Source organism: Streptomyces sp. NPDC058086, from assembly GCF_042885015.1.
In the GTDB taxonomy this organism is placed as follows: domain Bacteria; phylum Actinomycetota; class Actinomycetes; order Streptomycetales; family Streptomycetaceae; genus Streptomyces.
Map to the genome: position 1 here is coordinate 45,826 of NZ_JBHVST010000012.1, position 9,856 is coordinate 55,681.

At 68.8% G+C, this 9,856-nt stretch carries 11 protein-coding genes and 1 pseudogene; 7 read left to right on the forward strand and 5 right to left on the reverse strand.

What is annotated here, in order from left to right; translation table 11 throughout:
* The first annotated feature begins 116 nt into the window (after positions 1-116).
* Both ACFVWD_RS12065 and gap read left to right on the forward strand, forming a co-directional pair.
* Positions 117-1,073 carry a GlxA family transcriptional regulator gene (locus tag ACFVWD_RS12065; RefSeq protein WP_389595474.1) on the forward strand — a complete coding sequence of 319 codons (957 nt, stop codon included), beginning with the start codon at positions 117-119 and terminating at the stop codon, positions 1,071-1,073.
* Between the two features lie 110 nt (positions 1,074-1,183).
* Positions 1,184-2,182, forward strand: coding sequence for a type I glyceraldehyde-3-phosphate dehydrogenase (gap, locus tag ACFVWD_RS12070; RefSeq protein ID WP_389595476.1), 999 nt, complete (start codon positions 1,184-1,186; stop codon positions 2,180-2,182).
* A gap of 255 nt (positions 2,183-2,437) precedes the next feature.
* Here gap and ACFVWD_RS12075 read toward each other — a convergent pair whose 3' ends face one another.
* From ACFVWD_RS12075 to ACFVWD_RS12085, 3 genes and pseudogenes are all read right to left on the reverse strand, one after another.
* Complete coding sequence (locus ACFVWD_RS12075) at positions 2,438-2,788, reverse strand: antibiotic biosynthesis monooxygenase family protein (RefSeq protein ID WP_389595477.1); 351 nt, start codon at positions 2,786-2,788, stop codon at positions 2,438-2,440.
* Positions 2,785-2,973, reverse strand: a complete 189-nt coding sequence (locus tag ACFVWD_RS12080; RefSeq protein ID WP_389595479.1) for a hypothetical protein — start codon at positions 2,971-2,973, stop codon at positions 2,785-2,787. The genes ACFVWD_RS12075 and ACFVWD_RS12080 overlap by 4 nt, the downstream gene beginning before the upstream one ends.
* A gap of 164 nt (positions 2,974-3,137) precedes the next feature.
* A pseudogene (locus ACFVWD_RS12085) lies at positions 3,138-4,129 on the reverse strand (aldehyde dehydrogenase family protein).
* A gap of 112 nt (positions 4,130-4,241) precedes the next feature.
* Between ACFVWD_RS12085 and ACFVWD_RS12090 the strand changes: the two are divergent.
* The 4 genes from ACFVWD_RS12090 (at position 4,242) to ACFVWD_RS12105 (ending at position 6,855) form a co-directional block, all read left to right on the forward strand.
* A complete protein-coding gene (locus tag ACFVWD_RS12090) occupies positions 4,242-4,781 on the forward strand; it encodes a winged helix-turn-helix domain-containing protein (RefSeq protein WP_389595481.1) in 540 nt (179 codons plus the stop codon).
* Entirely contained in the window at positions 4,778-5,326 is a 549-nt protein-coding gene (locus tag ACFVWD_RS12095) for a transposase (protein ID WP_389595650.1), read from the forward strand. Before ACFVWD_RS12090 ends, ACFVWD_RS12095 begins: the two co-directional genes overlap by 4 nt.
* A 363-nt stretch (positions 5,327-5,689) precedes the next feature.
* Entirely contained in the window at positions 5,690-6,457 is a 768-nt protein-coding gene (locus ACFVWD_RS12100; protein WP_389595482.1) for an SDR family NAD(P)-dependent oxidoreductase, read from the forward strand.
* A gap of 26 nt (positions 6,458-6,483) precedes the next feature.
* Positions 6,484-6,855, forward strand: a complete 372-nt coding sequence (locus tag ACFVWD_RS12105; RefSeq protein ID WP_389595484.1) for a MerR family transcriptional regulator — start codon at positions 6,484-6,486, stop codon at positions 6,853-6,855.
* A 315-nt stretch (positions 6,856-7,170) separates the two neighbouring features.
* Here ACFVWD_RS12105 and ACFVWD_RS12110 read toward each other — a convergent pair whose 3' ends face one another.
* Both ACFVWD_RS12110 and ACFVWD_RS12115 read right to left on the reverse strand, forming a co-directional pair.
* Positions 7,171-7,464, reverse strand: a complete 294-nt coding sequence (locus ACFVWD_RS12110) for a transposase (RefSeq protein WP_389595486.1) — start codon at positions 7,462-7,464, stop codon at positions 7,171-7,173.
* 479 nt (positions 7,465-7,943) lie between these two features.
* On the reverse strand, positions 7,944-8,195 hold the full coding sequence (locus ACFVWD_RS12115; protein WP_389595652.1) for a transposase domain-containing protein: 252 nt from the start codon (positions 8,193-8,195) through the stop codon (positions 7,944-7,946).
* 558 nt (positions 8,196-8,753) lie between these two features.
* Here ACFVWD_RS12115 and ACFVWD_RS12120 point away from each other — a divergent pair.
* Entirely contained in the window at positions 8,754-9,692 is a 939-nt protein-coding gene (locus ACFVWD_RS12120; protein ID WP_389595487.1) for an LLM class F420-dependent oxidoreductase, read from the forward strand.
* Positions 9,693-9,856: the final 164 nt, after the last annotated feature.

Here is a 9,856-nt window from a genome sequence, read left to right on the forward strand (position 1 = left end):
GGTCGCCCGCCGGCAGGGAGCGACGCTGCCGATGCCCTGACCCTGATGGGCCCGCAGGCCCGCAGGCCCGCAGGCCCGCAGGCCCGCAGGCCCGCATCCCTGCGTACCCTGTCTCCGTGTCAGCCTCCCGCCTGCATCGCGTCGCCGTTCTTGTGCTCGAGGGTGCGAAGCCGCTCGATGTCGGAATCCCCGCGCAGGTGTTCACAACGCGCGCGAGCATGCCGTACGAGGTGCGGCTGTGCGGCGCGGCGCCTGGTCTCGTGACCGGTGGCGACGGCCTCTCGTACCACGTCGCCCATGGCCTTGACGCACTCGCGTGGGCCGACATCGTCTTCATCCCCGGCTATCGGTTCCCGGACCGTGACGATCCGCCGCAGGCCGTCGTCGACGCGCTGATCGCTGCCCACGAACGGGGTGCGCGGCTCGCCGCCATCTCGACGGGCGCCTTCGCGCTCGCCGCGACGGGCCTGCTCGACGGCAGGCGTGCCACGACGCACTGGCACTACACACGGGCGCTGGTGGCGAGGCATCCGCTCGTTGAGGTCGACGAGAACGTTCTGTTCGTCGACGAGGGCAGCGTGCTGACATCGGCCGGCGCCGCCTCGGGCATCGACCTGTGCCTGCACATTCTGCGCGGCGACCTCGGGGTGGCCGCATCGAACCACGCGGCCCGGCGATTGGTCGCAGCCCCCTACCGCAGTGGCGGTCAGGCGCAGTATGTGCCGCGCAGCGTGCCTGAGCCGCTCGGTGAGCGGTTCGCCGACACCCGCGAGTGGGCGCTGCACCGGCTCGATCAGCCCCTCACCCTCGAGGTACTGGCGCGGCAGGCAGCGGTCTCGCCGCGCACGTTCTCGCGGCGCTTCGTGGCGGAGACCGGGTACACGCCGATGCAGTGGGTCATGCGAGCCCGCATCGACATGGCCCGCGAGCTGCTCGAGCGTTCGCAGCGCAGCGTCGAGCAGATCGCCGCCGACGTCGGTCTCGGCACCGGTGCGAACCTGCGGCTGCACTTCCAGCGCATCCTCGGCACCACGCCGAGCGAGTACCGGCGCACCTTCACCCAGGGCGAGTAGCCCCGCCACCGGCGCACCTGGCGCGATCCTTTTGAACCGTGGCGATCCCGCCACTGTCACCAGTGGGTGCCGCGAGCGAATCTTGGTGGCGAACCGAAGGGACAGCACTTATGACTCGCATCGCCATCAACGGATTCGGCCGCATCGGACGCAACGTACTGCGCGCACTGCTCGAACGCGACAGCACCCTCGAGGTCGTGGCCGTCAACGACCTCACGGAGCCCGCTACCCTCGCGCGACTGCTCGCCTACGACACGACGGCCGGCCGGCTCGGGCGCCCGGTGACCGTCGACGGGGACGCCCTCGTTGTCGACGGCCGTCGCATCACGGTGCTCGCCGAGCGTGAACCGGCGAAGCTGCCGTGGGCCGAACTCGGTGTCGACATTGTCCTCGAAGCGACCGGCCGCTTCACGTCGGCCGAGGCTGCCCGCGCCCACCTCGATGCGGGTGCGAAGAAGGTGCTGGTCAGCGCGCCGTCGGACGGTGCTGATGTCACGCTGGCGTTCGGGGTCAACAGCGACACGTACGACCCGACCGTGCACACGATCGTCTCGAACGCCTCGTGCACCACCAACGCGCTCGCACCGCTGGCCGCGGTGCTCGACGAGCTCGCCGGAATTGAGCACGGCTTCATGACGACGGTGCACGCCTACACGCAGGAGCAGAACCTGCTGGATGGTCCGCACCGCGACGCCCGTCGCGCCCGAGCTGCCGCCGTCAACATCGTGCCGACCACGACGGGCGCCGCCAAGGCGATCGGCCTCGTGCTGCCGAACCTGGCCGGCAAGCTGTCGGGCGACTCGATCCGGGTGCCCGTTCCGGTGGGATCGATTGTCGAGCTCAACACGACCGTCACTCGTGACGTGACGCGCGACGACGTGCTGACCGCGTACCGCGCCGCGGCGGACGGGCCGCTCGCCGGCATCCTCGAATACTCGGACTTCCCGCTCGTGTCCTCCGACATCACGGGCAATCCGGCCTCGTCGATCTTCGACTCGGCCCTCACCCGTGTCGACGGCCGGCACGTGAAGGTGGTCGCCTGGTACGACAACGAGTGGGGCTTCTCCAACCGCGTGATCGACACACTCGAGCTCATCGCCACCCGCTGACCGGAGCGCGTCCGGCCGCTGCGGTACAGGAGCGCGTCGTCACCCGACCGGTCAAGACGCGCTGCGTACGCGGACCAGCACAGTCTCGTCCCCACGAAAAGTGATGGAGAAGTACGAGTACTGGTGTATCACCACCAGGCGATCGAGGCAGGCCCTGGCGAACTCGGCCCAGATCGCAGGCGTCGTTTTGCGCAGCGCGATCGCGTGGCCGATGCCGCGCGATGCCGCGCGATGCTCCGGTGAACAGCGCTTCGCTCAAGCCGTGTCCCCGTCCACGACCGCCACGACCTCGTACGAATGCGGCTCGGCCGTGGCGATGTGCCGGACCGCCTCCATGTGCTTGCGGCACTCCGGGTCCTGGGCCCTCAGCTCGTGGGCGCGCCGCCAGGCGTCGCCGTCTGCCCAGTGGACGTAGTTCACGACGCTGGTCCCGTCGAGGCTGCGGTGGATGCTACCGCGCACGAACCCCGGCATCCGGCTCGCGATCCTCGGCATGCCGTCGACCTCGATCCGGACGGGTTCGTCCTGGTCATCGGGGTCGACGGTAAACCGTTTGATGATCGTGGTCGTCGGCTCATTGCCGACACGGATCTCGATCGAGCTCATGTGCTGTCGCTCCTCGTTTCTGTGGATCGGTGCCGGGTCGGCCTCAGCGCCAGAATCGGTCCCACTCCGGACGTGCCGACGACGGAGGCGTCGCCGCCGTCGACGAGTTGCTGCTGGAACGCGAGCAGCGTCGCGATGTTCGGGTAGACCTGCGGCGCATCGGCGGCAGGGGAGACCCCGGACATGGGTTTCGGCTGCCGCCGGTTCTCGGATTCCACCGGCAGCCCGTGCCTCGGCGCCCGGGGGAGTGGGACACATGCGATGTGCGGCTCGGGTGGCGAATTCGTCACGGGCACACAGGGAGGGGCCTGGAGCCCAGGTATCCATTCCTGCCGGAGATCTGAACGAGCTACCCGCGCGGAACGGGTCGGCTCTCGGGCCGGATCTGCATCACGACGGCCTTGAGCTCGGTGAGGAACTCGCGGCTGAAGTTCCCGCCCTCGCGCCCGATGCCGGAGTCGCCGACCCCGCCGAAGGGCGCGCGCAGGTCGCGGATGAAGAAGCAGTTCACCCAGACGGTTCCGGCGCGCAGCGCGGCGGAGACCCGGTGCGCGCGGTGCAGGTTCTCGGTGAAGAGCATCGCGTTCAGCCCGTAGCGGCTGTCGTTGGCCAGCCCGACGACCTCCTCCTCGGTGTCGAACGGGATGAGCACCACGAGCGGCCCGAAGATCTCCTCCCGGGCGTGCCGGGAGTGCTGGCCGAGGCCGGTGACGACGGTCGGCCCGACGATCCAGCCCGCGCCCGGTCCGCCGGTGACGACGGTGCCGCCGTCGGCTTCCACGCTGTCGACGTATCCGCGCACCTTCTGGTGGTGCTCCTGCGAGGCCAGCGGGCCGATATCGGTCGACGTCTGCTTCGGGTCTCCGATCACCAGCACGTCGGCCGCCGCCGTGAACCGGCGCAGGTACTTGTCGTAGACGGGACGCTGTACGTAGATCCGGGAGCCGGCGAGGCAGACCTGGCCGGCGTTGGTGAAGACGGCCTTGACGGACCACTCGACGGCGGTGTCGAGGTCTGCATCGGCGAACACCACGTTCGCGTCCTTGTCGCCCAGCTCCAGACTCACCGGGGTGAGGTTCGTGCCCCGGCGGCCGCGATGCTCCGACTGGTGCCGGACTCGCCGGTGAAGGTGATGCGGTCCACGGACGGGTTCTCGGTGAGCGCTTGGCCCGCGGAGTCGGGACCGTACCCGTGGACGACGTTGAACACGCCCGGCGGCATCCCGGCCTCCAGGGCCAGTCTCGCGAGGATCGTCGCGGAGGCCGGGGTGTCCTCGGCGGGCTTGAGCACCACGGCGTTGCCCCACGCCAGGGCGGGCGCGATCTTCCAGGTCTCCAGCATCAGGGGGAAGTTCCACGGCGCGATGGCCGCCACCACTCAGGCTGCTTACTGACTTTGCTGGCGTGATGTCGCGGGGGCTGGCAGGCGGTGGTTTTCGCAGTAGGCCGGTCACATGAGGTATCCGCAAGGGGGTGGGCTGACCGCGGAGCGGCGTGCGTTTCGCGAGTACATCCGGATGCAGGCGGCCGAGTTATTCACCCTGGGACACGACAATGCCGCAGTAGCCAGGCAGTTACGTGTCAGCGTCCGGTCGGTACAACGATGGCGCCAGGCATGGGAGAACGGCGGAACGTCAGCTTTGGAGTCCCAAGGGCCGGCGTCCAGACCCAGGCTGAGTGAGGCCCTGTTCGAGGTGCTCGAGCAGGAGTTGGCCAAGGGGCCGGTGGCGCACGGCTGGCCGGACCAGACCTGGACACTGGCGCGGATCAGGACGCTGATCGGGAGCCGGTTCCACAAGGGCATGACACTGTCGGCCATCGCGCAGATGCTGCACCGGCATGGCTTCAGCCACCAGGTCCCCGCCCGCCGCGCGGTGGAGCGCGACGAGGAAGCCGTCACCGGCTGGGTGAAGGAGGCCTGGCCCCAGGTGGAAACGCCGTGGCGGCACTCGGGGCCTGGCTGTGCTTCGAAGACGAGGCCGGGTTCTCGATGACGCCGCCCACCGTCCGCACCTGGGCCAGGCGCGGACACACACCTGTCATCCGGGTGCGGGGACGTTCCCAGCGCCGTTTCTCCATCGCCGCTCTGGCCTGCTACAAGCAGGGCGAACGCTCACGCCTGATCCACCGGTCCAAGCGGCACGTCGCTCACGAGCGGGGCGGCAGACGCAGTTTCGTCTGGACCGACTGCCGCGATCTGCTCATCGCCGCCCACCAGCAACTCGGCGCACCGATCGTGCTCGTGTGGGACAACCTGAACGTGCACAAAGACCGCCGACTGCGGGAGTTCATCAACGCCCGCGACTGGATCATCTGCTACTTCCTGCCGGCCTGTGCACCCGACCTCAACCCCGTCGAGGGCGTCTGGTCACTGCTGCGACGCAGCAGCCAGGCCAACACCGCCTTCACCGACCCTGACCACCTCATGAGCGCGCTTCGGCACGGTCTCCGCCAGATCCAGTACCGCAGCAACCTCATCGACGGGTGCCTCGCCGAAACCAGCCTCACCTTGACGACATCACGGCAACAGCGTCAGTAATGGCCGTGCTGTTCCTGGTGCTTGTTGCAGCGCAGCATTTGCATGGCCCAGGCCATCCACGGGTGCTGCTCATGCAGGGAAGTAGATGTGAGCACCGAAAGCCTCCGGTGGGGTGCTGCCAAGTGCACGTTACCGAAGCCGGACGGTTGACTACGACGCTCGAAGAACGCCGGGCTGACAGGCAGTCGCGACTGCAGATGGGTGGTTGAGCAGCGTGGTAGCAGGGGCCTTCGCCGGCCAATGCAGTTGCTCTAGGTCGGCGAGGGGTCGTGATCGGCTTGAGTGGACAAGTGGCTGGGGTGCAGAAAATTCGTTTCCTCCCCGATGAGACGTTGACCTTGCCGCCGGCGGCAGGGTTGCACGATGACCGGCATGAACAACACTGCACCGCAGAGCAGCAGGATCGTCGTCGTCACCCGAGCCGGCACTGGCATCGGCCGGGCAACTGCCCGTGCCTTCGCGGCCGAGGGCGCTCACGTGGTCGCGATCGGACGGCGAAGCGAACCACTGAAGGAGACGGCGGCCGGGCACGACCGGATCGTGCCGCTGCCCGCCGACATCACTGCCGAGGGGGAGCCCGAGCGGATCGTCCAGGCCGTCTTGGAGGCACATGGTCGATTGGACGTGCTGGTCAACAACGCCGGCATCGTGCACAGCAGTGCACTCGGCACCCTGGTCCCGGAGCTGATCACGGATCAGCTTGCCACGAACCTCGTCGCTCCAATTCTGCTGGCTCAGGCTGCGCTGCCGTTCCTGGAGACGTCGGGCGGAGTGATCGTCAATGTCAGTACGTCGGTGGGGCAGCGGGGTTGGCCCGGCAGCTCGGTCTACGCGGCGACCAAGACTGCCTTGGAACTGCTGACTCGCAGTTGGGCGGTTGAGCTGGCACCCCGCGGCGTCCGGGTGGTGGCGGTCGCCCCCGGCGCGATCGGCACCCCCATTGGCGAACACCAGGGCTTGACGCCGGAGCGGATGGCCGCAGTGCGCAAGTGGCAGCTGGCGCACACTCCGCTGGGCCGGATCGGCCGCCCCGAGGAGGTGGCCTGGGCGATCACCCAGCTTGCCGCGCCGGCTGCGTCGTTCGTCACCGGAGTTGTACTCCCAGTCGACGGCGGAGCAGTCGTGGCGTGATAGGAGTGGTCCGAGAGGTGGAACGGGTGCGGATCGGTGAGCTGGCCAGGGCAACTGGGACGACCGCTCGTGCGCTGCGGCACTACGAGCAGGCCGGGCTGATCTCCTCCGAACGGGCGTCCAACGGCTACCGCATCTACGCGGAGCGGGCGGTGGTGCGGGTCCGCAACATCCGTTATCTGCTGTCCGCCGGGCTCACCCTGGACGACGTGCGCGTGTTCCTGTCGTGCCTGGACGGCGATGTGGCTGCAGCACCGCCCTCGGACAGGGGCTTGCGGGTCGCGCTGGAACGGCTGGCGGTCCTCAACGAACGAATCGCCGCCCAGACCGAGGCTCGCGACCGGCTGGAAGCCGCACTTCGGGAGCAGACTGGCGGTCGGACCCGCCCGGTGGCCTGACCAGTTGTCCAACCGCAATTCCCTATATCCCGGCTACTCACGCTCGTTGAGCACGGGTCTTCCGGCCCTCCGACCGCTCTTCGTCTTCTTCGTATGGTTCGGGATCCAGCGACCGGGCTCGACGGTGTCCAGTCCGGCGCGGCTCCGAAGCACCGGCCATCGATTGGGCTTCTTGATCGCTCGGGGGCGCTTCCGGTTGCACTGGGCCGAGAGCAGGCGGCTGCGTGCCTTTTGGCCGGCATCGGTGAGGGAGCGGGTGAGCTTGGCGGTGGCGGCGCCGATCTGGGCGGGAACGCTTCGGCGGATGATACGGACTCACCTCAAGTAGGAGATAGGTTCGACGTCCAGGGCTGGGTCGGCGAAGGCTGCTGCGTGAGCGAACGAGCGGATCGCGTGGTGGACGGCGAGTTGGGCCCAGAGCTTTTGCCGGACACCCTCAGGTATGCGCGATCTGATCCGACCACCGTGGTCGAGGTGGTTCTTGATCTCGTCGAAGGCCGGCTCGATCTCCCAGCGTTCCCGGTAGAGCTCGACCAGCTCGGCCGTCGGGTATTGCTCCGGGTCCAGCAGTGTCGTGCCCAGGTAGCCGACCGTGTCGTCCTTCAGCAAGGTGATGACGCGTTAGATCGTTTGCTTGGGCATGGTTCGGCCTCTCCCTCTTGCCTGGAGCCGGACCTTCCTGCCCGGTCGCATCATCGACAGGCAGGAACCGTCCGGCAGTTCTTCACGGGCGGTGCCGAGGTGGCTGGACTGGACTCTGACCAGCAGGTCCGCACCGGTCAGGGTGAAGGCGTGGGCGAACTCGACCGACCAGAAGCCGCGGTCGGCGATGGCCCCAAGTCGCCGGGCCTGTGGAGCTGGCCAGCGGGTAGGCGAGGCTGCGTTCGCCGTCGCGGTAGCCGCCGCGGCGGGCATCCACGACTCCGTGGGATCTGATTTCGGCGAGCACCACCGTCCTCACCTGTGGGAAACCGAAGGGAATGCCGCCGGTGGACAGTCCGTCGAACGTGTCGCCGTTGCCCACTGAGTCCGGAAGCTCGAACTGAGTGCAGTCCAGGGAGAGCGGCAGCAGCCCTCGCCGCCACGCTTCAGGAGTTCTGGCGTGGCGAGCGGTCCGGCCACCTGCCTGAACAGGCTCTCCAGAACCTCTTCGCCCAGGCGGAGCGCGCTCGGCACAACGACGATCGGTTCGCCCTCGTCAAGGCCTGGCTGCCCGGGATGCCGCTGGTAAGCACACGCAGCGCCTCCTCGTACGACTCCCGGGCGAACAGGCACAGGGCCAGGACGATATAGACGACCAGCCGGGCCGGCAGTAGGCCGCGCCGTTGCTCAGCGCAGATGGTCGGCCAGGTCCAGGATCGCTCCCGAGGTCGCCGCGGAGTGGAAGACCCGTTGCACCCGGCGGCATGAACCGTCGTCGTGCGGGACCCGCACGCACACCATTCCCGACGCCTTTGCGCAGTCGGTCGCCGCGCCCGCTCCACCGCCTCTGCAGGCTCCTCTTCGGCGCTCGTACCGTCGGCCTCGTCCGCCACCATCCGTCTCCCAACTCCCGAACCGGAACCGCGAAGCGGTGGCTGCCCGCAGGGGCCGAGGGGAGACGAGAATCTGACCGGCATGCTCGCAGCAAAGGTGCGTGGCCCCTCAACAGCCCCCGCACCAGACTGACCTACGGGCTCAAGATCCCAAGAGACGACCGGAGTCCACCGGGCGGGCACCAGCCTCACATGTCTTCGCGCCCGCACTGCGTCCCCGCTCGGGGCAAGCATCACAGCGCAGGCACGGGAGCAGTGGTCTCACTCGTACGGACGACAGGCCCCGCCGCCTCCGCGCGCGGCGCGCCACGTCACCCGAGCGCGTCCGCGTTGCGCGCTTAGGGTGACGCCCGGAGGTGGAGAATGCGATTGGGATTGCACGCGCTCGGTATCGGTGACGGTGCCCGTCCCGAGGTGATCCGTGCGGTGGCCGCAGCCGCGGAGACGCACGGCTTCGCGAGGCTCTGGTGCGGCGAGCACGTGGTGCTGGTGGATGCGTCCGCCTCCCGCTACCCCTACTCCGTGGACGGCCGGATCGCCGTGCCCGCGGACGCGGACTGGCTGGACCCGCTGCTTGCCCTGACCTTCGCGGCGGCGGTCACCAGCCGGATCGAGCTCGCCACCGGCGTGCTCCTGTTGCCTGAGCACAATCCGATCGTGGTCGCCAAACAGGCGGCCACACTCGATGTGCTCTCAGCCGGGCGGTTCAGCCTCGGGGTCGGGGTCGGCTGGTCGGCCGAGGAGTTCGCAGCGCTCGGAGTCCCCTTCGCCAGTCGCGGGCGGCGGACCGAAGAGTACCTCGCCGCGATGCGCACCCTCTGGGCCGAGGATCCGGCCTCCTTCGCGGGGGAGTTCACCCGCTTCGACGCGATCCGGGTCAACCCGAAGCCGCTGCGCGGCGGCCGGCTCCCGGTCGTGGTCGGCGGCAACAGCGACGCCGCCCTGCGCCGCGCGGTCACGCTCGCCGATGGCTGGTACGGCTTCAACGTCCCGGTGGCCGACGTCCCGGCACACATCGCCGTTCTCGCCGACGAGTGCGCCCGCCGCGGTCGCGCTTTTGACGAACTCACAGTCGCCGTCGCGCTGAGCGACGGCACCCCGGAGCACCTCCCCGTACTCGGTGCGGCAGGCGTCACCGAACTCGTCGTCGTCGGCGCACCCCCACCCGCTCCCGAGGCAGCGGCCATCTGGGTCGCGGAAATCGCCCAAACCTGGATTCGCCCGGAGGAACAACCAGGGCCAGCCGGGGCCCCAGCCGATGTTTTCACGCCCGCGAAGCGTCCCCAAAGACAAGATGACTGACCCGTGACTGGGCGTTTTGTCCCAGCGGGGGTGTTTGGGAAGTCCCGTGACATCAGCGGGTTGGGGCCGCGCGCAGAGGCGTGCGAGGGTCCGCCCGTGGAACGCGATGTGTGTGAGCGGGTGATGTGGCGATGGCCGGTGCTGCCGACTGTGTGGGAGGAGGA

What these genes read in the sequence shown, in the direction of transcription:
- gap (WP_389595476.1), top strand. Translation starts at nt 1,184, where the DNA reads ATGACTCGCATCGCCATCAACGGATTCGGCCGCATCGGACGCAACGTA.
- ACFVWD_RS12075 (WP_389595477.1), bottom strand. Translation starts at nt 2,788, where the DNA reads ATGAGCTCGATCGAGATCCGTGTCGGCAATGAGCCGACGACCACGATC.
- ACFVWD_RS12080 (WP_389595479.1), bottom strand. Translation starts at nt 2,973, where the DNA reads ATGTCCGGGGTCTCCCCTGCCGCCGATGCGCCGCAGGTCTACCCGAAC.
- ACFVWD_RS12090 (WP_389595481.1), top strand. Translation starts at nt 4,242, where the DNA reads ATGAGGTATCCGCAAGGGGGTGGGCTGACCGCGGAGCGGCGTGCGTTT.
- ACFVWD_RS12095 (WP_389595650.1), top strand. Translation starts at nt 4,778, where the DNA reads ATGACGCCGCCCACCGTCCGCACCTGGGCCAGGCGCGGACACACACCT.
- ACFVWD_RS12100 (WP_389595482.1), top strand. Translation starts at nt 5,690, where the DNA reads ATGACCGGCATGAACAACACTGCACCGCAGAGCAGCAGGATCGTCGTC.
- ACFVWD_RS12120 (WP_389595487.1), top strand. Translation starts at nt 8,754, where the DNA reads ATGCGATTGGGATTGCACGCGCTCGGTATCGGTGACGGTGCCCGTCCC.